Raw genomic sequence first — 23780 nt, 5'->3', positions numbered from 1 at the left:
ATGAGCATCATTGATCCCCGCGATCCGCACGACGAACTGGAAATGGTGCAGACCATCGTCGTGCCGCGCACCCATGACCTGGGCGACGGCTTCGAAGTGCGCCGCGCGCTGCCGCACAAGGAGCGCCGCATGGTCGGTCCCTTCGTCTTCCTCGACCAGATGGGGCCGCACGTGTTCCAGCCCGGCCAGGGCATCGACGTGCGCCCGCACCCGCACATCGGCCTGTCGACCGTGTCCTACCTGCTGTCCGGCGAGATCTCGCACCGCGACAGCCTTGGCACCTTCCAGGACATCAAGCCGGGCGAAGTGAACTGGATGACGGCCGGTAGCGGCATCGTCCATTCCGAGCGCACGGGCCCGCAGGTGCGCGCCGCCGGCTCGACGCTGTCCGGCCTGCAGTGCTGGGTGGCGCTGCCCAAGGCGAAGGAAGAAAAAGACCCGAGCTTTTCCCATACGGCGGCGTCCGAGCTGCCGGTGATCGAGGGCGAGGGCGCCTCGGCCCGCCTCATCGCCGGGGAGTACTTCGGCAAGCGCTCGCCGGTGCCGGTGGAGTCCCCGATGTTCTACGTCGACCTGGCGCTGGCGCCCGGCGCGCGCCTGACGCTGCCGGCCGAGTATCCGGAGCAGGCCGTGTACATCGTCGAAGGCACGCTGGACCTGGGCCGCGACGGCCGCTTCGGCCCGAACCAGCTGGTGGTGCTGAAGCCCGGCGCCGTCGTCACGCTGGGCGCGACGGGGGAAGCGGGCGTACGCCTGATGCTGCTCGGCGGCGAGCCGATGGACGGCCCGCGCTTCCTGACCTGGAACTTCGTCTCCAGCTCGGCCGACCGCATCGAGCAGGCCAAGGAAGACTGGCGCGCGCAGCGCTTCGCGCGCGTGCCGGGCGAGACGGAATTCATTCCGCTGCCCGATCTGCCGGGGCGGCCCGTCCGTTATCCCTGATCGTCGAGCGCGTGGACGGGAAACCCGTCCACCCTGCGTAACGCCAGCGTCCGGGTAGGGTGGACGGGTTTCCCGTCCACGCGTCCAAACCAAATAAAAATCCATTCACGCCGCATGCGGTGCGGCTGCCTACGTCCATCCAAAACAGAGGGAGAACACTATGAAACCCGTCCAGACCACCATTGCCGCCACGCTCGCCAGCCTGCTCGTTGCCGGCGCCGTCCACGCCCAAGCCGACCTGATCCTCACCAACGGCAAGGTCGCCACCATGGTCAAGGAAGGCGAGTTCGTGCAGGCCGTCGCCGTCAAGGACGGCAAGGTGCTCGCTACCGGCACGAACGCCCAGGTCCTGAAACTGAAGCAGGCGGACACGCAGGTGATCGACGCCGGCGGACGCACCGTGATCCCGGGCCTGAACGACTCGCACCTGCACGTGATCCGCGAAGGCCTGAACTACAATATGGAGCTGCGCTGGGACGGCGTCACGACCCTGAAGCGCGCGCTGGAGATGCTCAAGGAGCAGGCCGTGCGCACGCCGGACGGCGAATGGGTGAAGGTCGTGGGCGGCTGGAACGAATACCAGTTCGCGGAAAAACGCCTGCCGACGCTGGAGGAAATCAATGCCGCGGTGCCGGACAAGCCCGTGTTCATCCTCTACCTGTACGGCCTGGGCTTCCTCAACAAGAAAGGCATCGAGACCCTGGGCTACAGCAAGGATACGCAGTACAAGGATGGCGAAGTGGAGATCGGCGCGGACGGCAAGCCGACCGGCAAGCTGATCGCCAAGCCGAACGCCCTGATCCTGTATTCGACGCTGGCCAAGACCAATAAACTGTCGCCGGCCGACCAGGTCAATTCGACGCTGCACTTCTACCGCGAGCTGAACCGCCTGGGCGTGACGAGCGCCATCGACGCCGGCGGCGGCTTCCAGAACTACCCGGACGACTACGGCGTCTCGCTGCAGCTGGCCAAGGACGGCAAGCTGACGGTGCGTACGTCCTACTACCTGTTCGCCCAGCGCGCCGGCAAGGAGCTGGAAGACTTCCAGCGCTGGCTGACGCTCACCCACCCGAAGCAGAACGACCACATGTTCTACCCGAACGGCTTCTCGGCCGAAGGCGGCGGCGAGAACCTCGTCGCCAGCGCGGCCGACTTCGAGAACTTCCTGGAGCCGCGCCCCGAGCTGCCGGCCTCAATGGAGAGCGAGCTGGAACGCGTGGTCGAACTGCTCGTCAAGAACCGTTGGCCGTTCCGCCTGCACGCGACCTACGGCGAGAGCATCGCGCGCGACCTGGACGTGATCGAGAAGGTGAATGCGCGCACGCCCTTGAACGGCCTGCGCTTCATCATCGACCACGCGGAGACGATCACGGACGCCGACATCGCAAGGATCAAGAAGCTGGGCGGCGGCGTCGCCGTGCAGGACCGCATGCACTTCCAGGGCGAGGCCTACTGGAAGCGCTACGGCGCCCAGACGCGCCAGATGCCGCCGATCCGCAAGCTGCTCGCCGCGGGCGTGCCCGTCGGCCTGGGCACGGACGGCACCCGCGTCTCCAGCTACAACCCGTGGCCGTCGGTGTACTGGGCCATGACGGGCAAGACGGCCGGCGGCATGAAGATCTGGCAGGACAAGGACGTGCCGTCGCGCTACCAGGCGCTGAAGCTGATGACGACGGGCTCTGCGTGGATGAGCGGCGAAGAGAAGCTGAAAGGTACCATCGCCCGCGGTCAGTACGCGGACCTGGTGGTGCTGCCGAAGGACGTGTTCACGATGGACGTCGAGGGCGTCAAGCGCCTGGAAAGCGTGCTGACGGTGGTTAACGGGAAGGTCGTGCATGGCGCCGGCCCGTACGAGCAACTGGCACCGAAGCTGCCGGCGGTGTCGCCGGCGTGGAGCCCAGTGGCGGCGTATGGCGGGTACCAGAACCGCTAAGCCAGTCTCCGGCGCACGCCCGTCGCCCCTGCGAAGGCAGGGGCCCAATTGTTGCGCGCTCACCGGTTTCGTCGAGAGCTGGGGTCCCCGCCTGCGCGGGGACCACGGCATGGATACTAGCATTTCTGCCAGTACAAAATTGCTTTGCAGTTAATCAATTGTTGGGTACCATCTCCGTCGTTACACCATTACATAATTACGTAACGTTGAAGGAGACCCAATGAGCACCACCGAGATTTTCCTGCTCGCGATGCTGTTGATTTTCGTCGTACCTTTCCTGGTCTGGCGCCTCGGCCGGACCGATTATGTCGCCCCGCTCGCGATCGTCCAGATCATCATGGGCATCGTGCTCGGCCCCGGCGTCATGGGGGCCGTGTTCCCCGAATATCACAAGTTCGTCTTCAACCCGGACGTGGTGAAAACCCTGAACGGCATCGCCCAATGGGGGGTGATGCTGTTCGTGATGCTGGCCGGGATCGAGCTCGATCTCAAGAAGGTATGGCAGTTCCGCGGCGAGAGCGCCACCACGGCCGGGCTGTCGCTCGGCATGCCCCTGCTGTTCGGCTGCGCCGCCGCCTTCCTGCTGCTCGGCTACCAGGGCTGGATCGGCCCCAAGGCCGCGACCTGGCAATTCCTGCTCGGCACCGGCATGGCCTGCGCCGTGACGGCGCTGCCGGTGCTGGTGCTGCTGATGGAAAAGCTCGACATCCTGCGCCAGCCCATGGGCCAGCGCATCCTGCGCTACGCCAGCCTGGACGACGTCGCCATCTGGGGCGTGCTGGCGCTGATCATGCTCGACTGGGAGCGCATGGGCCGCCAGTTCGGCTTCCTGGCCGCGTTCACCTTGCTGACCTTCGTGTTCCGCCGCCTGATGGCGCGCGCGGAGGAGTCCGACCGCTGGTACGTGGCGCTGATCTGGCTGATCGCCTGCGGCTTCGGCGCCGACTGGGCCGGCCTGCACTTCATGGTGGGCGCCTTCCTGGCCGGCGTCGTGATGGACGCCGACTGGTTCGGCCGCGAGAAGCTGGATGCGCTTTTCAAGAACGTGCTGCTGGTGCTGATGCCCGTGTTCTTCCTCAGCACGGGCCTGCGCACCAAGTGGGACATGGGGGGCTACGCCGTGTTCTTCGCCGGCGGACTGCTGTTGCTCGCGTCCGTCGCCGGCAAGCTCGCGGGCGCCCACATCGCCGGCCGGCTGCTGGGCTGGAAGAGCGGGGAAGCGACGATCATCGGCTGGCTGCTGCAGACCAAGGGCCTCATCGAGATCATCTTCGCCAACATCCTGCTGGACAAGGGCATCATCACCAGCGAAACCTTCACGGCGCTGCTCCTGATGGCCGTCGGCAGCACGATGCTGACGGTCCCCTTCGTCCATCCGAAGCTGAACCGCCAGGAGCATCGCGCCCTGGTGGAGCAGGCCAGTTCCTGAGGAGGTTTCGCCATGGCGCGCAGCGGCATCACCAAGTCCCAGGTGCGGGCCATCCGCGACGGCTTGCTGGCGCAGGGCCTGCATCCCTCCGTCGACGCCGTGCGCCACGGCCTGGGCGACGTCGGCTCCAAGTCGACGATCCACCGCCTGCTGAGGGAGTTGCGCGAGGAGGAAGAGGGCGGCGACGCGCCGGGCATGCGGCGCGAGGATACGGCGGGTGCGCTGGCGGCGCTCGTGGAGCAACTGGCCGACCGGCTGCATGCGGATGCGGAAGGGCGCATGCAGGCCTTGCGTCAGGAACAAGCGCAGGCGCTGGCCGACAAGGACCGGGAGCTGGCGGCGCTGCGCGAGAAGGTGCGGTCGCTGGCCGAGCAGGTGGAACTGCTGCAGTCGCAGCCGCCGTTTGCGGCCGCGGAAGCGGAATGGTCGCCGCCGCGTTCACAGCATGTGCCCTACGATACCGGGTTCGGCAGTTTCGACAGTATGCTGCTCAGCTCCCGCTCGTCGGGACGGCAGCGCTCGCCGTTCGAGACGGCGCGCAGCGCGGCCCGTTCCTGGCACCCCACGCTGCCGAGGACGTGGCCGCGCAATGGGCGCTAGAACGCGTCCGCAGGGACGATGCCGTAGCCTTCGACCAGCTCTTCCCAGGTCTTCGTCGGCGCCTGCGGCGGCGCGCCGTCGGCGGACGGAGCGAGCGAGAATTGCTCGTACTGGATAATGCACTTGAATCCCTGGACCCCGACGAAGCGCCCGCGGGATTGGAATTGCACCGTGCCTCCCGAGATCACGTGGTAGCCGTCGACGGGGCGGTCCCGGAAGACGCTGGAGACAGGAATGAACCAGAGCCAGTGCAGGTCCGAACCGTTCTTGTTGTTGACGTCACGCTTGTCCTGCAGCCAGATCGCGACGTAGCCGCTGAGGGTGACATCGGCGACGAAGTCCATGTCGTACTTTTCCTGCATGATCACCATCTTGGCCTTGATCAGCGTACGTGGCGGGACGCTGACCTGTTCTTCCCTGGCCCAGTACCGTGTCGTGCTGTCTTCCTGCTGCTGGGTGGAAGACAGACCGATGTTCACCGAGGTTTCCAGGTCGGCCTTGAAGCCGGCCGGCAGCGGCGCCGACACGGAGGCGCGGGTGCCGACGTCGATGCTTTCCGTGAGCGACCATGAAAATGTCGATGTGGTTTCCTCGTTGAACGAGAACGTCGACAGCGTCTCGATGTCGGTATTGTTGTGGCGTTCGTCTTCGAACGCGATGCTGGGCAGCGCCTGGGTCGGCACCATGTTCAGCACGGCCGGGCCGACCTTCACCGTCAGGCGCCGCGTCGGATAGCCCTTCATGTCCGGATTTTCGGCGTACAGGTCGACCCATTTGCAGCGCGTGTCGTATTGCGCTGCGAACCACGTTCCCCAGTCCTGGATGATCTTGCGCAGATCGCTGATTTGCGTCATGTTCGTCTTTCCTCGCTGGTGACTGGGTCAGGGCCGAACGCAGACTGCCGGTTCACCGCCGCGGGCCGCCGGATGCCAGCTCTTGCCGCCGCTCTTGACCTTGCAGTTGTGGCGGTCGCGGTTGCTCAGCACATTACCACCGCACTTTGCGGCAGAGCAGCACTGCTGGACATCGGCATTGACGTCGCAGGCGACGAGGGGAGCTTTCTCTTTTTCCTGCTTGTCGGCCAGCTGCACTGTCTTGGCTGTCGAGGATGGCGTGCCCTCCTGGGCGACGCGTGCGTGCCCGCTGTTGAACAGGGAAATACCGAGGATTAATGCCAGACTGTAACGTAGCTTCATGGGGTCTCCAGACGTCGATGAGGTTGATCGGCCCTGGGATCATAGTGTGGGAATGGATGCCCGCCTCTGGTAACCCTCGATCGCTTGATGAGAATCAATGTTTCGCAGGAAATATCAACGCTCGTCACGACTTGGTCGGTGGCGCGCGGCATCGGCGCGTGCTGTCCAGGCGGATCGCCCAAAGGAGCCTCTTCGACGCCGCCGCAATGAAGCGAGGAATACGGGCCATCGGCGCCGGTAACGCCCTCCAATGCTGAGTTGTCGTCGCGATCGTCAATTCCATGCCTCGCAACCCTGATTCTGACGCCGGAAAGACACAACTACGACACACTTATCGATAAATCTATCAAATGATCTTGAAAATTGCTAGAATGCATTAAATCTTTCTTTTTTGAATGGTGCAACAATGAGTGTCGAACAAGAGATCGTCTGGCTGCGTGTGCTGCTCCAGGTCATGCGCGAAAACGTGGTTGTCCGCAAGGGCGCGAACGCGCACTGACGTTCAGGCGCCCATCCAGCGCCCCGACAGTTCCGGATTGGCGCGGATGACCACTTCCGCGAGGAAGTCCGCCACCGCGCGTATCCGTGCCGACGCCCCCAGGTCGGCATGCATCACCAGCCACACGCCGTTGCTGAACACGTGTTCCGACGGCAGCACGCGGACCAGGCCGTCTCCGACGGCCAGGAAGTCGGGCAGCACGGCCAGGCCGATGCCGGCCTGCACGGCCGCGATCTGCGTGCGCAGGCTGGACGTGGCCAGCGCCACCGGCGCACTGGGCGCGCGCTGCGCCAGCCATTGCGCCGCCGGCAGGTGCGCATGCGCTTCGTCCCACACGATCCACCCGCGTCCCGCCAGCGGATCGCCGTCCCGCGCCGGATGGCGGTCCAGGTAGTCGCGCCGTCCGTACACGCCATAGGTCATCTCGCCGAGCCGGCGCACCTTCAGGTTGCCGTGGCTGGGCCTGACCATGCGCAGCGCCAGGTCGGCCTCGCGCCGTCCCAGTTCCACCGTCGCCGTCGTCGTGAGGATTTCCAGGCGCAGCTGCGGATGGCGGCGGATGAACTCGGGCAGGGCGGGAACCAGGAGGTCGGATGCCATATTGTCCGACGTGGCCAGGCGCACGGTGCCGGACACGCCGGGGTTGCGGCCCGAGGCGCCCCGTTCGAACGCCAGCATGTTTTCCTCCACCGTTTCCGCTCGCGCCAGGATCGCACGGCCCTCGTCGGTGAGGAAGTAGCCGGTCTGGTGGCGCGCGAACAGGCGCGTGTCGAGGCGCGCTTCCAGCTCGGCGATGCGGCGCCCGACCGTCGACTGGCTCACGCGCAGCGCGTTCGATGCCGCCGTGAGGCTGCCGCCGCGCGCCACCTCGAGGAAATACTTCAGGTCGTTCCAATCCATGGGTTTTCCATTTTTGGAAAATGATGCGGCGATTATTGGCGTTCTCTTTGCATCGATCAAGGAATATATTGTCGTCAACGGCGCCGTCCCGGCGCATCCATCGAAGGAGAACACATGCTAGCAAAACGCACACTCGGCACCCAGGGACTCGAGGTATCGGCCATCGGCCTGGGCTGCATGGGCATGAGCCACGCCTACGGCACGCCGGACGATGCCGAATCGATCGCCACGATCCACCGCGCCATCGACCTGGGCTGCACCTTCCTCGACACGGCCGAGGTCTACGGCCCCTTCACCAACGAGGAATTGCTTGGCCGCGCGCTCGAAGGCCGCCGCGACCAGGTGCAGCTGGCGACCAAGTTCGGCTTCGTCATCGGCCAGGGCCTGTTCCAGGGCGCCGACAGCCGGCCCGAGCACATCCGCGAGGTCGTCGAGGCTTCGCTCAGGCGCCTGCGCACGGACCGCATCGACCTGCTGTACCAGCACCGCGTCGACCCGAACGTGCCCATCGAGGACGTGGCCGGCACCGTGAAGGACTTGATCCGCGAAGGCAAGGTGCTGCACTTCGGCCTCTCGGAAGCGGGCGTCGACACGATCCGCCGCGCCCACGCCGTGCAGCCCGTATCGGCGCTGCAGAGCGAATACTCGATCTGGGAGCGCAACCTGGAAGCGGACGTGATTCCCGCGCTGCGCGAACTGGGCATCGGCCTGGTGCCGTTCAGCCCCCTGGGCCGCGGCTTCCTGACGGGTACCGGCAAGCGCGCCGAGGAATACGCCGCCGACGACTACCGCTCGAAGGGCGACCCGCGCCTGCAGGGCGAGAACTTCGACCAGAACATGCAGATCGCTGCCCTGGTCAAGGACATCGCGCAGGCGCACGGCGCGGCGCCGGGACAGGTGGCGCTGGCCTGGCTGCTGGGCAAGGGCGACGACATCGTGCCGATTCCGGGCACCAAGCGCCGCGCCTACCTGGAGCAGAACCTGGGCGCGGCCGACGTCGTGCTCACGGGAGACGACATGCGGCGCCTGGACGAGGCGCTGCAGACGATCGGCGTGGCGGGACCGCGTTACGGGGAGCGTGCGATGGCGATGGTGGATCGCTGATCCGGCGCAGCACCGGATTGGCAGCGTCGCGGCTCCATTCGCACCAGCCGCCATCGTAGACGGCGATGCGCTCCCAGCCCATCAGCCAAGCGTAGAAGAACGCCAGCGACGCGCGCCATCCGGTGCCGCAGTAGAACACGTTCAGGCCGCCGGCATCGATGCCGGCCACGCGCCACAGCGCCGCGATGTCGGCGGCCGGCTTCATGCGGCCGGACGCGTCGTGGAATTCCGTCATGCTGTGCACGTCGTCGTCGCCGCCCGCGCGACCCCACAATGCGCCGGGGATGTCTCCCTTCGCGGCGATATAGCTGTAGCCCGAGGTCTTGCCGATGAATTCGTTCCATGTGCGGGTACTGACGAGCGTGCCGTCCGCCCGCGCCAGCAGCGCGCGCGTGTCCTCCATGTCGAACAGGTAGCCGGGGCGGGCGGGGAACGCCGCGCCGAACGCGCCCGCTGCCGGCCAGCGCCGCGGCGCCCCCTGTTCCAGTGGCCGTCCGGCGCGGGTCCAGGCCGCGAAGCCGCCGTCGAGCAGGCGCACGTCGGCGACGCCCGCGTACAAGAGCAGGTGGGCGACGCGCACCGCCGCCAGCGGATTGCGGCCGTACAGCACCACGGTGACGTCGTGGCCGATGCCGTGGGCCAGCAGCAGCCGCTCCAGCATCGCGTCGGGCACCTTGTTCCACAGCGGACCGTGCTCCAGCTGCGCCGTATCGATATAGCCCGCGCCGGGGACGTGGCCCGCCGCGAAGGCATCGGCGTCGCCGAATCCCACCTCGAACAGCCGCCACGGGCCCGACGGCGCCGCCGCGACGGGCGTGCCGGCGACCAGGCCGGCGATCCACGCGGGCGTGACGAGCTGGCGCCAGCGCGGCAGGTCGCGGCGCAGGCCAAAGGGGCAATCGGCCGCTGGGCCGTGGGTGGAGTCGGGGTGCATGGTCGGTGGACGGGGATTATAGCCTGCGTGGCGCCGGCGCTCCCCGATGCGGGCCGGCGCATTTCTTTGCCGCGGACTGTCACAGCGCGGCAGTGCCGTCCGTCTTGTCATGGACGGGGCGGCAATGTCGCCGCCACCGTGTCACCATCAGCCAAAGGAAATCCACGCAATGCAACGCGCAAACTGGTTCCAAGTCGCGCCCGAGGGCGCCAAGGCGCTCGGCGCCGTCCACCACTACATCATGCACGGCACGAACCTGCCGGCCCAGCTCGTCCACCTCGTGTTCCTGCGCGTCTCGCAGATCAACGGCTGCGCCCATTGCATCGACCTGCATGCACGGGACTTGCAAAAAGGCGGCATGTCGGTCGACAAGCTGCTGCTGGTGCCCGTGTGGCACGAGGCGGCCTACCTGTTTTCCGACCAGGAGCGCGCGGCGCTGGCGTGGGCCGAAGAGGTGACCCGCGTCGGCGAGACGCATGCGTCCGACGAGGCCTACGCGGCGGCAGCGGCGGCGTTTGGCGAGAAGGACCTGGTCGACCTGACGATCACCATCGCGGCCATGAATGCCTTCAACCGGATGGGGATCGGTTTCCGGCTGAAGCCGGCGGCGAAGGCGTGAGGGGACTTGGGCTGTTCGCCTTGCCCGCGTCGCGCAGCCGGTACCAGGCAATGCCGAGCAGCTCGTAGATGGCGTACCAGGACTGGCGCATGCCTTCGGCGCTGGGTACCCAGCCTTGCAGGAAGGCGTCCCGGCTGCCGAAGAACATCGTCGGCGCGTCGACGACCGCGAGGCCGGCGCGCGCGAAGGCGGCGTGGGCGCGCGGCATGTGCATCGCATCCGTCACCAGCAGGATGCGCTGCACGCCGTCCGCGCGCAGCAGCGCGGCGCTGTACGAGGCGTTCTCGCCGGTGTCGCGCGAGCGCGGCTCGATCCACCTGACCGGCACGCCGAAGTCCTCGCGCAGGGCGGCTGCCATCGCATCGGCCTTCGTCCACGCGCGGTCGCGCACGTCCGGGTCGACGCCGCTGCTGCCGTTGCCGCCGCTGACCAGCACCGGCAGCCCGGTCAGCCGCTGCAGGTGCGCTGCGTAGCGCAGGCGCGCGAGGGCCGTATAGTCGGGGATGTCGCGGCCGCCGTATTCGGGCGCCCGGCGCAGCCGTCCCGCCGCCAGGACGACGATGGCCTGGGCGCCGGCGCGTTGCGGCGCGCGCAGCGGCGCGGTCATCCGTTCCAGCGGCGCGACGAAGAGGCCGGCGCCGGCAGGCGTCGACAGGAAGGCCAGCGCGGCCAAGGCGGTGCCGGCGACGATGCGGCCGGCGCGGGGCCAGCGGCGCCACAGCAGCAGGCCGACGGCGATCAGCAGGAACAGGTTGGCAGGGGGCAGGATGAGGTCGCGCGGGATGGCGTTGATGAGGTCGAGCACTGTAGAACCAGAGAGAGTGGGTGGGAGGTCGTTCGGTCAGCCGCGGCGACCGTCATCGGCGGGCGCGAACGAACGCCGCTTCTTCCTGGCCGCCCAGCACCTGGGCATCCTTGGGAATGCGGTTCGTCCTCAGGATCTTGCCGTCCTGCGCATATACCAGGTAGGTCTCGTGGACGCCGTTCGCGTCCGGCAGGCGCCAGAACTGGGGACCGCAGCCGACCGTGACCACTACCCGGTCCTTGTAGCCGGTGAATGCCAGCGTTCCTCCGTTCGGATACTGCCCCTTGATGGTATCGTCCACGTCGAACGTCGCCTCGTGCCGCTGCACGACCTGGCGTTGCCCGGACGGCAGTTCGACCGTGTCGTCCTCCGTCCTCAGGCGCGCCAGGCGCCCGACGAAGATCAGGTCGGATTTTTCTTCGAGGGCGATCGTCGCGGCCTTGAACTTTTCCACGCTCTGCCGGTAGCGTTCGGCCATCTGCTCCTTCGGCACGATCGCGCAGGCGTTGGCCGCGCTGGGTGCCACGCAGGCCAGGAAAGCAAGCGAGGGGAGCAGGAGCTGGGCGGCGATCTTCATGAGGCGGACGAAAAAAATGGGATGGCGCGAGTATAACGGGTGCGCATCGGCGTGCGTTCATGACATGCCACTGCGGTGGCGCTGCTTGCGCTCGTCGGGCGGACTTGGTCGATCCTCCCGTCGCATGCTATGTTTCGCGCTTCTTCGCAAAAACGATTCACACCATGGGTTTGATTTCCGTAACGACGTCCCCGCGTCCTTTCCCTGCCAAGCTGGCCTGCCTGATCGGCGCCTTCATGTTCGCCGTCGCGGCCTGGCAAGGCTTCCAGCGGATGGAATTCCTGCGCGCCGCCGAGACGGCGGCCGGCCAGGTCGTCGGCGTCAAGGCGGCCGGCACGCAGCCGCAGGTCCTGTTCCATGCGGGCGACATGCGCATCAACTACCTGCAGGGCGGCCTGGCGCTCGGCTACGCGCCGGGCCAGGCCGTGCAAGTGCGTTACCTGCCGGAGCGGCCGGCCGCCACGGCCGTGGTCGACGACTTCCTGCCGCTGTGGGGCACCACGGGCCTGTTCGCGGTGCTGGGCGCCTGCGCGGGCGCGGTCGGCCTCGTGGTGCTGCGCGCCCAGCGCGCCGGACGCCCGAGGCAATGATCCCTCGATGCGCCTTCAGTGCGCCGCCGCCGGCGCCTCGCTGCGCAGGCGGTTCGCGTCGCGCGCCGGCGGCGCGCCGAACAGCCTGGCGTAGTCGCGGCTGAACTGCGACGGGCTCTCGTAGCCCACGCGGTAGCCCGCGCTCGCGGCGTCCAGCCCTTCGGCCACCATCAGCCGGCGCGCTTCCTGCATGCGCAGCTGGGTGCGGAATTCCAGCGGGCTCATCGACGTCACCGCCTTGAAGTGGGCGTGGAAGGTGGAGCGGCTCATGCCCGCCACGTCGGCCATGTCGTCGATGCGGCATTCCTGAGCATAGTGGGCGCGCAGCCAGACGATGGCGCGGGCGATCGCGTTCAGGCGGCTGTTGGCCCGCGCCATCTGGCGCACGACGCCGTTGCCCGGACCGGTCAGCAGGCGGTACAGGATCTCACGGGTGACGAGCGGGGCCAGCGCATCGATGTCGGACGGGGTGTCGAGCAGGGCGGCCAGGCGCAGCGCGGCGTCCAGCAGTTCCGGCGTCGTGCGGTTCAGGCTCAGGCCGGGACTGTCCTCGGGCAGTTTTTCGTCCGACGGATGGCGCAGGGCCAGGTCGGACAGGGCCGTCATGTCCAGGTTCAGGCGCAGGCACAGATAGGGCTTGTCCTCGCTGGCCTCGATCACCGATCCCATCACGGGCAGGTCGACCGAGGCGACCAGGTAGTTGGCGGCATCGTAGACGTAGGTCTCGGTGCCCAGCACGGCCTGCTTGCGGCCCTGGGCGACGAGGCACAGCGTCGGTTCGTAGACGACGGGCATGGGCATCGTCGGCGAGGACGTGCGCAGCAGGCTCACGCCCGCCAGGGGCGTGTCGAAGGCGCCATCGCCGGGGGTATGGCGAGCGAGGATGTCGGCGAGTCGTGCAAGCGTTTCCATGGTTGCCAGGATAGCAGGATCGGACTGTCGCACGCTACCGTCCGGACGATCGTGCAAGCATCCGGGACGTTCCCGCTACCGGCGGATGCGGTTCGCGCTGCACACTGTGCGTCATTCACCACACCAGAGGAGCAAGACCATGACCGCATTGAACGACTACCGACTGCTGGGCCGCTCGGGCCTGCGCGTTTCGCCGCTGGCCTTGGGCACGATGACCTTCGGCCAGGATTGGGGCTGGGGCGCCGACGAAGCCGAGGCCGGGCGCATCTTCGACGCCTACCTCGAGCGCGGCGGCAATTTCGTCGACACGTCCGTCAACTACACCAACGGCGCGTCGGAACGCATCGTCGGCAAGCTGATGGACGGGCGGCGCGACCGCATCGTCCTGTCGACCAAGTTCACCATGACGCGCGTTCCCGGCGACCCCAACGCGGGCGGCAACCACCGCATGAACATGGTGCGCTCCGTCGAGCAGAGCCTGCGCCAGCTGGGCACCGACCGCATCGAGCTGCTGCACCTGCATGCCTGGGACGACACCACGCGGCCGGAAGAGGTGCTGCGCGCCGTCGACGACCTGGTCCGCGCCGGCAAGGTGCTGTACGTCGGCATCTGCAATACGCCGGCCTGGCGCGTGGCGCAGCTGCAGACGATGGCCGACCTGCGCGGCTGGACGCCGCTGGCCGCCCTGCAGATCGAGTACAGCCTCGTCGAGCGCAGCGTCGAGCACGAGCTGATGCCGATGGCGCGTACGCTCGGCCTGGGCGTGATGCCGTGGTCGCCGCTGGGCGGCGGCATCCTGAGCGGCAAGTACACGGCAGCGGATCTGGACGCCCAGGGCGAGCGAGAAGTGTCGGCCACCCGCAAGGGCGTCATCGCCTCGTCGGGCCTGCTGAACGAGACGTCGCTGCGCATCGCCGACGAAGTGACGGCCGTGGCGCGCGACGTGGGGGCCACGCCGTCCCAGGTGGCGCTGGCATGGACGCTGCTGAACCCTGCCGTGGCCGCGCCCGTGATCGGCGCGCGCACGCTGGACCAGGCCGTGGCGAACATGGGTGCGCTGGACGTGCGGCTGGCGCCGGAGCACATCGCGCGGCTGGACGCGGTGAGCCGGCCCGCGCCGATCTTCCCGCAACGCTTCGTCGGGCAGCCGATGGTGCAGCAGCTGATCTTTGGCGGGGCAGCAGTGGCACAGCGCCTGTGAGCCGTCGTCTGCGCGAAGGCGGGGACCCAAGTCCGTTCGCGTTACGGCTGCCGAAAATCGGAGCCCTGCCTAGACGGGGCGACGTGTCAGGACGTGGAAAGCGTCTCGCGCTTCGCATCCCTGCGTGTGAACCGTGCCCGTGTGGTCTCATCCGCCGCCGGCCCTGGCGCCGTCTCGAACAATGCTTCGTCCGTGACGGGGCGCCCGCTGGCCCGGTCGACGAGCACCGGTTCCACCCGCTCGCCGGTGGCGCGCTCGGTCACGATGACGGCTTCGCCTTCCGGTGCGAAGTGGCGGTTGCCCCAGGCCAGCAGGGCCAGCATCACGGGACGGAAGTCGCGTCCGCGCTCCGTAAGAAAATACTCGTGGCGCAGCGGCTTGTCCTGATAGGGGCGCTTTTCCAGCAAGCCTTCCTCGACCAGGCCAGCCAGGCGCCGCGACAACATGTTGGGCGCGATGTTCAGGCTTTTCTGGAACTCGTCGAAGCGGGTGAGGCCGTAGAAGGCGTCGCGCAGGATCAGGATGCTCCACCATTCGCCCACGCGATCGAGGCTACGGGCGATGGGGCAATTCATGTTTTCGAAACTGGTACGTTGCATGTCGTGTCTCGTGCATGTCAGTGCGCGTCGGCGGACGGCGCCTTCGGCGGCGCGACCTTGCGCATCAGCGGCACGCTGATGGTCGTCAAGGTGAAACATACCATGATGACGAGGTAGATGTCGGAGAACGTCATCGTCAGCGCCTCGCGGTAGGTCAGCTGCCACAACTGGCGCAGCGCGGCCGTGGCGCCCGAAGCGGCGTCCAGCCCGGGACCGGCCAGGCGCGCGGCCACGCTGCCCAGCATGTCCATGGCGGCGTCGTTGGCCGGCGTCAGGCGTTCGGCCAATCGGTAGAAGTGCAAGTTGGTGCGACTGTCGAGGATAGTGGCGCAGACCGCGATGCCGATGGCGCCGCCCAGGTTGCGCATCAGGTTGAACAGGCCGGAGGCCAGGCGCAGCCGCGCCGGCGCCAGGCCGCCCAGCGTGAGCGTCACCGTGGGCGGCACCGCGAACTGCTGGCCGATGCCGCGCAGCGCCTGCGGCAGCAACAGTTCCTTCCAGCCCCAGTCGTGCGTAATTGGTGCGAATTGCCACATCGACAGCGCGAAGCAGGCCAGTCCGACCATCATGAGCCAGCGCAAGTCGACGCGGTTCGCGAGGTAGGAATACAGGGGAATCGAGGCCAGCTGGAACACGCCCGTCGACAAGACGGCAAGGCCGATCTGCAGCGCGGAAAAACCGCGTACGCGGCCCAGGAACACGGGCGTCAGGTAGATCGTGGCGAAGATGCCGACGCCTGTCATGAAGGAAAAGAAGCAGCCCAACGCGAAGTTGCGGTCCCTCAGTGCGCGCAGGTCCACGATCGGATGCGCATGCGTCAGGCTGCGCCAGACGAACAGGACGGCACTGATTGCGGCGATCCAGGCGGTCGCCAGGATCGTGCGGTCGTCGAACCAGTCCCAGCGCGGGCCTTCTTCCAGCGTGTATTCGAGGCAGCCGAGGAACAGCGACATCAGCACGATGCCGATCACGTCGGCGCTGCGCAGCAGCGACGGGTCGGGCCGGTCGATGCGCACCAGTAGCGGCACGGCCACGCTGACGAAGATGCCCGGCACGAGGTTGATAAAGAACAGCCATTGCCAGGCAAAGTGGTCGGTGATCCAGCCGCCGATGGTGGGGCCCAGCGTGGGGGCCAGCGAGGCGATCGCGCCGATGGTCGCGGCGGCGATCACGCGCTGAGGTCCCTGGAAGAACACGAAGGCGGTCGTGAACACCATGGGGATCATCGAACCGCCCAGGAAGCCCTGCAGGGCGCGGAACAGGATCATGCTCTGTATGTTCCAGGCCAGGCCGCACAGCAGGCTCGCGCCCGTGAAGCCGACGGCGGAAGCGCAGAACAGCCAGCGCGTCGACATGACGCGCGACAGCCAGCCGGACAGCGGGATCACGATGATCTCGGCGATCAGGTAGCTGGTCTGCACCCACACCGTCTCGTCGGCGCCGGCGGACAGGCCGCCGCCGATCTCGCGCAGCGAGGCCGAGACGATCTGGATGTCGAGCAGGGCGATGAACATGCCGACGCACATGGAGGCGAAGGCGAATACCTTCTGCCCGGTCGTCATGCGGGCAGGATCGAGCAGTCCGCTCATGGCTGGCGGCCGTCGCGCGAGTCGACCGTGGCCGTGACGGACAAGCCGGGACGCAGCCGCCCGAGTGCGCCGTCGGCCTCGTCGAGCACGATGCGCNGCAGTCCGCTCATGGCTGGCGGCCGTCGCGCGAGTCGACCGTGGCCGTGACGGACAAGCCGGGACGCAGCCGCCCGAGTGCGCCGTCGGCCTCGTCGAGCACGATGCGCACCGGCACGCGCTGGACGATCTTGGTGAAGTTGCCGGTGGCGTTTTCCGGCGGCAGGACGCTGAACTGGGCACCGGTGGCCGGGGCAAGACTCTGCACGCGTCCGTGGAAGACCTTGCCCGGCAGCGCATCCGCCTCGATCTCGGCGCGCTGGCCAGGATGCAGCCGTGCGAGCTGGTCTTCCTTGAAGTTGGCGTCGATCCACAGGCCGCGCGCCGGGATCAGGGACACGAGATGCTCGCCGGCCTGGGCATAGGCGCCGGCGCGCGCACGGCGGTTGCCGACCACGCCGTCGGCCGGGGCGCGTACCTCGGTATAGGCCAGGTTCAGGCGCGCCAGCTCCAGTTCGGCGCGGGCCTGGTCCAGCGCGGCCGTGGCCTGCGCGGCGCGCGAGGCGATTACGTCGAGCTCGCGTTCGGCTGCCAGCTGCGTCGCGCGCGCCTTCGCGCCGTTCGCCTGCGCTTCCTTCCACGCCGCCTCCGCGCGCTGGGCGCTCTGCAGCGAGACGGCGGCCTTGCCCGCCAGGCTGCGGTAGCGCGCGTCGTCGTCGCGCGCCCGCGCCAGTTCGGCGGCGCTGGCCGCGACCCCGGCCTCGGTCTGCTGCACGACCGCCCGCTGCTGGCGGCGCGTCGCCGCCAGGTTGTCCAGCAGCGCTTGCTGCGCCGCCACTGCGGCTTCGGCTTTCGCCACCGCGGCACGGTAGTCGCGGTCGTCGATGCGGTACAACAGCTCGCCCTTTTTGACTGCCTGGTTGTCGGCTACGTGCTCCTCGGCGATGTAGCCGGGGACCTTCGGGCGCAGCACCACGGTGTCGGCGCCAACATAGGCATCGTCCGTCTTCTCGATGAAGCGGCCTTCGGTCCACCAGTGCACGCCGTATGCGGCGAGCGCCACGGCGGCGATGGCGCCGCCGGCGGCGGCCTTGATGTGCTTGCGCGTTGGCTTGCGCGGGGCGGCGCCGACGGCGATATCCTGGGGAGCGGCAGTCGTCATGACAATCTATCCTCTTGTTGCTTTCAAAATGCAAGTCACTATACACTTGCGACTTTCATCATGCAAGTAACTAGGCGAGGACCAGATGGATGCAGCACGAATGGGAATGAAACCTGCCGCGCGGTCGGCGATCGCGGCGATCGCGGCGGCACTGCTCTCGGCCTGCGCGGCCCAGCGCCCCGACACGGCGCCGCAGATCGAGACGGCGGCGGCTTTCCGGCACGCGCCGGACGGCGGGGCGGCTACCGTCCCGGCGCCGGCCCTGGACCGCTGGTGGCTGCAGTTCGAGGATCCGGACCTGACGCGGCTGATCGAACTGGCGCTGGCCCAGAACCTGGACCTGCAAGCGGCGGTGGCGCGCGTCGAGCAGGCGCGCGCGGCGGCTGGCATCGCCGGTGCGGCGCTGCTGCCGCGCCTGGACGCGCAGGCGTCGTTCAGGGCTGAGCAGCAGTCGCTGGAAAGTCCGCTGGGACGCATCGGCAGCCGCTTCCCCGGCTACGACCGCAGCCCCGTGCTGCGCAGCGAAGCGCTGGCGGCGAGCTGGGAGCTGGACATCGGCGGCGGCTTGCGAAGTGCCCGCGACCAGCGCCGGGCCGAAGCCGAGGTGGCCCAGGCGCAGCAACTGGGCGTGCGGGTTTCGCTGGTGGCGGAAGTGGCAGACAGTTATTTCCGGGTACGGGGCGCGCGGTTGCGCTTGGCGCTGGCGGAGCGGCGACTGCGCGACGACCGCGAATTGCTGCGCCTGGTACTGGCGCGGCGCGAGGACGGCCTGGCGACGCTGGGCGAACAGGCGCAGGCGGAGGCGCGCGTGGCGCAGGTGGAGGCGGGCATGCCTGCGCTGCAGGCGCAGATAGAGACCCAGCTGAACCGCATCGACGTGCTGCTGGGCGTGACGCCGGGCAGCACGGCGGGGCGGATCGCGACGTCGACGGCGCCGCTGCGCACGCCTGCGCTGGCCGGCAGGCTGTCCCCGGCCGAGCTGCTGAGGCGCCGGCCGGACGTCGTCGCGGCCGAACGGCGCCTGGCGGCAGCCGGGGCGGGTGTGCAGGTGGCGCGCGCGGAGTATTACCCGAAGGCGTCGCTGAGTGTCTTGCTGGGCATGGAGAGCTTGCGGACAGGCGTGCCGAGCGGCGCGAACTTCCAGCCGGCTGCACTGCTGGGCCTGCGTTGGCGGCTGTTCGACTTCGGCGCGATCGACATGGAGGTCGCGCGCGCCACGGCCGCACGGCGCGAAGCCTTGCTGGCCTATCGCCAGGCGATGCTGCGTGCGACCGAGGACGTCGAGAACGGCCTGCTGGCCTCCAGCTGGCTGCGCGCGGAACAGGCGGCGCTGGCGCGCCAGGCGGAAGCCGCGGGCCGGGCACGCGACCAGGCCCATGAAGCTTACGTCGGCGGCGCCGCGAGCCTCATGGACGAACTGGAGCTGGAGCGCGACCAGCTCGATGCGCAGGACCGCCTCGCGCAATCCGAGACGGAAGCCGGCCGCGCGCTTGTCGCGACTTTCCGAGCGCTCGGCGGCGGCTGGTGATCAGGTTTCCTGCGACGGCGCCCGGATCGCCGACCGCACGGCGGCGAGGATCTGGTCCGATGCGGCCGGATCCTTGACGGCGCGCGCCAGCGTGATCGCACCGACCATCGCGGCCAGCGCCACGAGGCTGCGTTCCGGCGGCGCGCTGCGCAGTTCCGCGCCTTCGAGGCGCTGCGTCATGCGCTGGACCACGATGTCGCTCGTGTCGCTGGGGCTGCCGCGCAGGCCGAGTTCGGCGCACAGGCTGGGGAGGGGACAGCCTTCGTCGGGGTTGTCGCGGTGCTCGGGCGACAGGTAGCTGGCCACGAAGGCCAGCAGTTCGTCCGAATCGCGCGGCTCGGGCCAGCGCTCGAAGGCCTGTTCGGCGGCCGATGCGAGCGACGCCTCCACCAATGCATCCTTCGATGCGAAATGGGCATAGAAGCCGCCATGGGTCAGACCCAGCGCCTTCATCAGGGGGACCAGGCCGGTGCCTTCGACGCCGTCCTTGCGGAAGCGGCGCGACGCTTCGCCGATGATGCGCTTTCGGGTTTCTGCCTTATGGTTACTCGAGTAACGCATGTTGTTGCACTTCTGCTGAGGTTGTAATGGCCGGGCTGTTGGGGCTCCGGGGACGGTCAGCGCGCGGCCTTGAATTTGGCAACGCGCCGTGTCACGATTGTAATCAATTGTAATGGGTAAGCCACAATTGTACAAATAGATCAGCGGCGAATTGTCGACCCCATGTAACGGATCGAATCCGGAACAAAACCGGATGAAATGCGGCAGATGAGCGACTGTACCGCACGGGCGTGCGGGTGGGAAGCCAAGTGTTGTTGAAGTGCTAAAGAGCCGGCTTGCGGAGCGGCCCGGCAGGCCGTCCGTCAGGAGGCGGAGAGCCCGTCTGCCTGGGTGCCGTGCAGCCGTAAATACTCCGCGCACGCCTGCGCCTCCAGCGGAGGGCTGAAATAAAAGCCCTGGATCTGGTCGCAGCCCGCGGCGCGCAGCGCCTGGTACTGTTCGGCCTTGTCGACGCCCTCGGCGATCACCTCCAGATGCAGGCTGTGGGCCATCGCGATGATGGCCTGCACCATCGCCAGCGACTCCGCGCTCTGGTGCACGTCCAGCACGAAGGAGCGGTCGATCTTGAGCTTGTCGACGGGTAGGCGCTTCAGGTAGCTCAGGCTCGAATAGCCGGTGCCGAAATCGTCGATGCTCAGCGCGATGCCGAGTTCGCGCAGCTGGTGCATCAGCGCGCTGCTGCGCTGCGGGTCGTCGATCGACATGCTTTCGGTGAGTTCCAGTTCCAGCGCGCCGGGCGGCAGGGCGGCGTCGCGCACCACGCCGGCCACGGTGGCGACGATGTCGGTGCGCAGGAACTGGCGCGCCGACAGGTTCACCGCCACCGGCACCGGGGGCACGCCGGCGGCCCGCCACGCGCCGGCCTGGGCGACGGCGCCGCGCAGCACCCATTCGCCGATCTCGACGATGAGTCCCGAGTCCTCGGCGATGGGGATGAATTCGACGGGCGAGATGGTGCCGTGCTCGGGGTGCTGCCAGCGCAGCAGCACCTCCAGCCCGGCGACGGCGCCGTCGCGCAGGCCGATCTTGGGCTGGTAGACCAGGTACAGCTGGTCGTTGACGATGGCCTGGCGCAGCTGGGTTTCCAGCGTCAGCTTGCGCTGCACGGCGCGGTGCAGTTCGTCGGAAAAGCGCTGGATCTGGCCGCCGCCCAGTTCCTTGGCGCGGCGCGTGGCCATCGTCGCGTGGTTCAGCAGCACGTCGCCGTTGCCGCCATCCTGCGGGAAGATCGCGTAGCCGATGCTGCAGGTGAGGGGCACCGTGCCGCCGCCGGACTTGAACTCGCGGTTCACGGCCTGCATCAGCTGGCGCAGGCGGTCGCGCGCGACGGCGTCGTCGCCCAGGCCGGGCAGCAGCAGCACGAACTCGTCGTTGCCGGCGCGCGCCAGCGTGTCGCCGGGGCGCAGGAGGCTCTGCAGGCTCCAGGTGACGGCGACCAGGGCCTTGTCGCCCGCGTGGTGGCCGAGCAGCTCGTTCAGGCGCTTGAACTTGTCGATGTTGATCGTCGCCACGAGGGTCTGGATGCTCGCCTTGCCCCAGTTGCCCAGGTTCTGCTCGATGGTGCGCACGAGGGACTGGCGGTTGGCCAGGCCCGTCAGCGCGTCGTGGTTGAGCAGGAACTCGACCTGGCCCGCCGCCGCCGACAGCTCGCCGCTCGCGCCCGGCTCGACGTACACGTGGGAATGGAGGGACTGGGCCGCGCTGGCCAGCTGGCGGTGGTGGATCAGCTGCTCGGCCATGCGCGCCAGGTCGCGCAGGATATCGAGCTCGTCCTCGGACAGGTGGCGCGGGACGCGATCCAGCACGCACAGGGTGCCCAGCGGCATGCGGTCGATCGAATACAGCTGCACGCCGGCATAGAAGCGCACGTGCGGCGGCCCCGTCACGAGCGGGTTGTCGGCGAAGCGCGCGTCGAGCGCGGCATCGGGCACGACGAGGGGCTCGTGGTCGAGGATCGCGTGGGCGCAGAAGGAGACGTCGCGCCCGGTCCGGTCGACGTCGATGCCGCAGCGCGATTTGAACCACTGGATGTCCTTGTCCACCAGGGACACGGTCGCCATCGGCATCTTGAGCAGGCGCGACGCCATGCGGGTGATGCGGTCGAAGGCGTCGTCGGGCTGGCTGTGCAGCAGGCGGGTCGCATGCAGCGCGGTCAGGCGCCGGGCTTCGTCGAGGGGGAGGGATGGGATCTGCATGCTCTGTGTTCGGGGAGCTGTCGGACTGCGCCTATTCTGCCACGGCATGCCGTACGGCGCACGGTGCACGAGTTTGCCTGCAGGCGCCGCGCTGTCGTTGTTGCTGCGCGACCATTTCCAAAAACCGGGCTCCGACCCCGGCTCTGACCCCGGTTTGCGTTTGCTCAGGTGCGCAGGCAGGCGACCAGCCAGTCGGCGAACACGCGCACGCGGGGCGACAGCTGGCGCTGGCGCGGGTACAGCACGGACACGGGAAAGGTCGGCGGCGGCAGGTCCGGCAGCACTTCGCGCAGCAGGCCGGCGGCCAGGTCCTGGGCGATGCGGTAGCGCGGCACCTGCACCAGCCCCAGGCCGGCCAGCGCGGCGGCCGTGTAGGCATCCGCGCCGGTGACGGAGACGACGGCCGGCGGGTTGGCCAGGCGCAGGCCGTCGGGCGTGACGAATTCCAGCGGGTAGGGGCGGCCGGTGGCGGTGGACACGTAGTGCACGGCCTGGTGCCGGTCCAGGTCCGCCAGCGACCGCGGCGTGCCGAAGCGTTCCAGGTAGGCGGGGCTGGCGACGGTGGCCTGGGGCAGGTCGGCCGCGCGCCGCGCCACCATCGAGGAGTCGAGCAGCGGTCCCGCGCGCAGCACGCAGTCGACGCCCTCGCGCACCAGGTCGACCAGGCGGTCGCCTTCGCCCACGTGCAGCTGGATGCGCGGGTAGCGCGCCAGGAAGGCGGGCAGCGCCGGGAACACGAACATGCGGGCCAGCGTGGGTTGCAGGTTCACGCGCAGCAGGCCCGCCGGTTCGGTGGCGCGGAAGGCGCCTTCCGCTTCGTCCAGGTCGGCCAGCAGGCGCACGCAGCGCTGGTAGTAGGCTTCGCCGTCCTGGGTCGGCGCCACGGCGCGCGTGGTGCGTTCCAGCAGGCGCACGCCGAGACGCTGTTCAAGGCGCTTGATGGCATTGGTGGCCGTGGCGCGCGGGATCAGGAGGTCCTGGGCGGCCAGCGTGAAGCTGCGCCGCTCGACGATGCGCACGAATACCTGCATCTCCTGGAACCGGTCCATCTGCGCGCTGGCCATGTGCCGCTTTCCTCAGGCCAGGCCGCCGTTGGCGCGCAGCACCTGGCCGTTGACCCAGGCGCCGTCCGGGCCGGCCAGGAAGGACACGACGCGCGCGATGTCCTCCGGCTCGCCCAGGCGCTCCAGCGGCGCGGCCTTGGCCAGCTGCTGCACCTGCTCGTCGCTCTTCCCGGTGAAGAACAGCTCGGTGGCGACGGGGCCCGGAGCGACGGCGTTGCAGGTGATGCGGCGGCCGCGCAGCTCCTTCGAGAACACGCGCGTCATCGCTTCCACCGCGGCCTTGGTGCCGACGTAGACGCCATAGGTGGGCGGCGCCAGGTGCAGCACGGTGGTGGAGAAGTTGACGATGCGTCCGCCGTCGTTGACGCGCGCGGCCGCTTCGCGCATCGTGTTGAAGGTGCCCTGCACGTTGATGGCGAAGGTGCGTTCGAAGGTCTCGTCGCTGGTCTCGGCGATGGTCACGTAGGGCAGCACGCCGGCGTTGTTGACGAGGACGTCGACGCGGCCGAAGCGGCCTTCGACGGCGTCGAACATGCGCTTGACGGCGGCGCTGTCCGCCACGTCCGCCTGCACGGCGAAGGCGCGGCCGCCGGCGGCTTCGATCGCGGCCACGACGGCATCCGCCTCGGCCTGCTTGCTGGCGAAGTTGACGGCGACGGCAAAGCCGTCCTCGGCGAGGCGCCGGGCGATGGCGGCGCCGATGCCGCGCGAGGCGCCGGTGACGAGGGCGACGCGGCCGGTGTTCGGGGTTGCTTGGGCGTTCATGCTGCACTCCTTGGTTCGGTTGACGGTGAAGCCATGATGA

At 68.4% G+C, this 23780-nt stretch carries 23 protein-coding genes; 9 read left to right on the top strand and 14 right to left on the bottom strand.

Annotated elements, in window-relative coordinates:
• The 4 genes from QPK32_RS21440 to QPK32_RS21425 all read left to right on the top strand — a co-directional run bounded on the left by QPK32_RS21440 (nt 1) and on the right by QPK32_RS21425 (nt 4904).
• Complete coding sequence (locus QPK32_RS21440) at nt 1-942, top strand: pirin family protein (RefSeq protein WP_290414834.1); 942 nt, start codon at nt 1-3, stop codon at nt 940-942.
• Between the two features lie 160 nt (nt 943-1102).
• Nucleotides 1103-2875: an amidohydrolase gene (locus tag QPK32_RS21435; RefSeq protein ID WP_290414833.1), complete on the top strand. Its 1773-nt coding sequence runs from the start codon at nt 1103-1105 to the stop codon at nt 2873-2875.
• 220 nt (nt 2876-3095) lie between these two features.
• Nucleotides 3096-4304, top strand: a complete 1209-nt coding sequence (locus QPK32_RS21430) for a cation:proton antiporter (protein ID WP_290414832.1) — start codon at nt 3096-3098, stop codon at nt 4302-4304.
• Between the two features lie 42 nt (nt 4305-4346).
• On the top strand, nt 4347-4904 hold the full coding sequence (locus QPK32_RS21425; protein ID WP_290414831.1) for a DNA-binding protein: 558 nt from the start codon (nt 4347-4349) through the stop codon (nt 4902-4904).
• On the opposite strand, the gene QPK32_RS21420 is transcribed toward QPK32_RS21425, so the two are convergent.
• The 3 genes from QPK32_RS21420 to QPK32_RS21410 form a co-directional block, all read right to left on the bottom strand.
• On the bottom strand, nt 4901-5758 hold the full coding sequence (locus tag QPK32_RS21420; protein ID WP_290414830.1) for an ETX/MTX2 family pore-forming toxin: 858 nt from the start codon (nt 5756-5758) through the stop codon (nt 4901-4903). The genes QPK32_RS21425 and QPK32_RS21420 overlap by 4 nt on opposite strands.
• 27 nt (nt 5759-5785) lie before the next feature.
• Nucleotides 5786-6100 (bottom strand): hypothetical protein, encoded by a 315-nt coding sequence (locus QPK32_RS21415; protein ID WP_290414829.1) that lies wholly within the window; start codon nt 6098-6100, stop codon nt 5786-5788.
• 502 nt (nt 6101-6602) lie between these two features.
• On the bottom strand, nt 6603-7499 hold the full coding sequence (locus QPK32_RS21410; protein WP_290414828.1) for a LysR family transcriptional regulator: 897 nt from the start codon (nt 7497-7499) through the stop codon (nt 6603-6605).
• Between the two features lie 114 nt (nt 7500-7613).
• On the opposite strand from QPK32_RS21410, the gene QPK32_RS21405 reads away from it, so the two are divergent.
• Entirely contained in the window at nt 7614-8603 is a 990-nt protein-coding gene (locus QPK32_RS21405; protein ID WP_290414827.1) for an aldo/keto reductase, read from the top strand.
• Here the strand turns inward: QPK32_RS21405 and QPK32_RS21400 are convergent.
• Nucleotides 8503-9537 (bottom strand): sulfurtransferase, encoded by a 1035-nt coding sequence (locus QPK32_RS21400; protein WP_290414826.1) that lies wholly within the window; start codon nt 9535-9537, stop codon nt 8503-8505. The two genes, QPK32_RS21405 and QPK32_RS21400, sit on opposite strands and share 101 nt — an antisense overlap.
• 169 nt (nt 9538-9706) lie before the next feature.
• Here QPK32_RS21400 and QPK32_RS21395 point away from each other — a divergent pair, with 169 nt between their 5' ends.
• Nucleotides 9707-10156 (top strand): carboxymuconolactone decarboxylase family protein, encoded by a 450-nt coding sequence (locus QPK32_RS21395; RefSeq protein ID WP_290414825.1) that lies wholly within the window; start codon nt 9707-9709, stop codon nt 10154-10156.
• On the opposite strand, the gene QPK32_RS21390 is transcribed toward QPK32_RS21395, so the two are convergent.
• A complete protein-coding gene (locus QPK32_RS21390) occupies nt 10107-10961 on the bottom strand; it encodes a YdcF family protein (protein WP_290414824.1) in 855 nt (284 codons plus the stop codon). The genes QPK32_RS21395 and QPK32_RS21390 overlap by 50 nt on opposite strands.
• A 52-nt stretch (nt 10962-11013) precedes the next feature.
• On the bottom strand, nt 11014-11538 hold the full coding sequence (locus tag QPK32_RS21385) for a hypothetical protein (protein ID WP_290414823.1): 525 nt from the start codon (nt 11536-11538) through the stop codon (nt 11014-11016).
• A gap of 164 nt (nt 11539-11702) precedes the next feature.
• Here QPK32_RS21385 and QPK32_RS21380 point away from each other — a divergent pair, with 164 nt between their 5' ends.
• Nucleotides 11703-12128 carry a DUF3592 domain-containing protein gene (locus QPK32_RS21380; RefSeq protein WP_290414822.1) on the top strand — a complete coding sequence of 142 codons (426 nt, stop codon included), beginning with the start codon at nt 11703-11705 and terminating at the stop codon, nt 12126-12128.
• Between the two features lie 15 nt (nt 12129-12143).
• Here QPK32_RS21380 and QPK32_RS21375 read toward each other — a convergent pair whose 3' ends face one another.
• Nucleotides 12144-13040 (bottom strand): AraC family transcriptional regulator, encoded by an 897-nt coding sequence (locus QPK32_RS21375; RefSeq protein ID WP_290414821.1) that lies wholly within the window; start codon nt 13038-13040, stop codon nt 12144-12146.
• Nucleotides 13041-13179: 139 nt separating this feature from the next.
• Here QPK32_RS21375 and QPK32_RS21370 point away from each other — a divergent pair, with 139 nt between their 5' ends.
• Nucleotides 13180-14241 (top strand): aldo/keto reductase, encoded by a 1062-nt coding sequence (locus QPK32_RS21370; protein ID WP_290414820.1) that lies wholly within the window; start codon nt 13180-13182, stop codon nt 14239-14241.
• A gap of 86 nt (nt 14242-14327) precedes the next feature.
• On the opposite strand, the gene QPK32_RS21365 is transcribed toward QPK32_RS21370, so the two are convergent.
• From QPK32_RS21365 to QPK32_RS21355, 3 genes are all read right to left on the bottom strand, one after another.
• Nucleotides 14328-14840 carry a helix-turn-helix domain-containing protein gene (locus QPK32_RS21365; RefSeq protein ID WP_290414819.1) on the bottom strand — a complete coding sequence of 171 codons (513 nt, stop codon included), beginning with the start codon at nt 14838-14840 and terminating at the stop codon, nt 14328-14330.
• Nucleotides 14841-14857: 17 nt separating this feature from the next.
• The gene (locus tag QPK32_RS21360) at nt 14858-16429 is read right to left on the bottom strand and encodes a DHA2 family efflux MFS transporter permease subunit (protein WP_290414818.1); all 1572 of its coding nucleotides are present in this window, start codon (nt 16427-16429) and stop codon (nt 14858-14860) included.
• A gap of 106 nt (nt 16430-16535) precedes the next feature.
• Nucleotides 16536-17627 (bottom strand): HlyD family secretion protein, encoded by a 1092-nt coding sequence (locus tag QPK32_RS21355; RefSeq protein WP_290414817.1) that lies wholly within the window; start codon nt 17625-17627, stop codon nt 16536-16538.
• Nucleotides 17628-17733: 106 nt separating this feature from the next.
• On the opposite strand from QPK32_RS21355, the gene QPK32_RS21350 reads away from it, so the two are divergent.
• Nucleotides 17734-19155, top strand: a complete 1422-nt coding sequence (locus QPK32_RS21350) for an efflux transporter outer membrane subunit (protein WP_290414816.1) — start codon at nt 17734-17736, stop codon at nt 19153-19155.
• Here the strand turns inward: QPK32_RS21350 and QPK32_RS21345 are convergent, their stop codons facing one another.
• The 4 genes from QPK32_RS21345 to QPK32_RS21330 form a co-directional block, all read right to left on the bottom strand.
• Nucleotides 19156-19716, bottom strand: coding sequence for a TetR/AcrR family transcriptional regulator (locus QPK32_RS21345; RefSeq protein WP_290414815.1), 561 nt, complete (start codon nt 19714-19716; stop codon nt 19156-19158).
• 302 nt (nt 19717-20018) lie between these two features.
• On the bottom strand, nt 20019-21911 hold the full coding sequence (locus tag QPK32_RS21340; RefSeq protein WP_290414814.1) for a bifunctional diguanylate cyclase/phosphodiesterase: 1893 nt from the start codon (nt 21909-21911) through the stop codon (nt 20019-20021).
• Nucleotides 21912-22075: 164 nt separating this feature from the next.
• Nucleotides 22076-22960 (bottom strand): LysR family transcriptional regulator, encoded by an 885-nt coding sequence (locus QPK32_RS21335; RefSeq protein WP_290414850.1) that lies wholly within the window; start codon nt 22958-22960, stop codon nt 22076-22078.
• A 27-nt stretch (nt 22961-22987) separates the two neighbouring features.
• Nucleotides 22988-23740, bottom strand: a complete 753-nt coding sequence (locus QPK32_RS21330; protein ID WP_290414813.1) for an SDR family oxidoreductase — start codon at nt 23738-23740, stop codon at nt 22988-22990.
• Nucleotides 23741-23780 lie beyond the last annotated feature (40 nt).

Source organism: Massilia sp. YIM B02763 (genome assembly GCF_030412015.1).
Taxonomy (GTDB): Bacteria; Pseudomonadota; Gammaproteobacteria; order Burkholderiales; family Burkholderiaceae_D; genus Telluria.
Note: the sequence above shows the minus strand (reverse complement) of the source record. Positions and strands in the feature narration are given on the sequence as shown.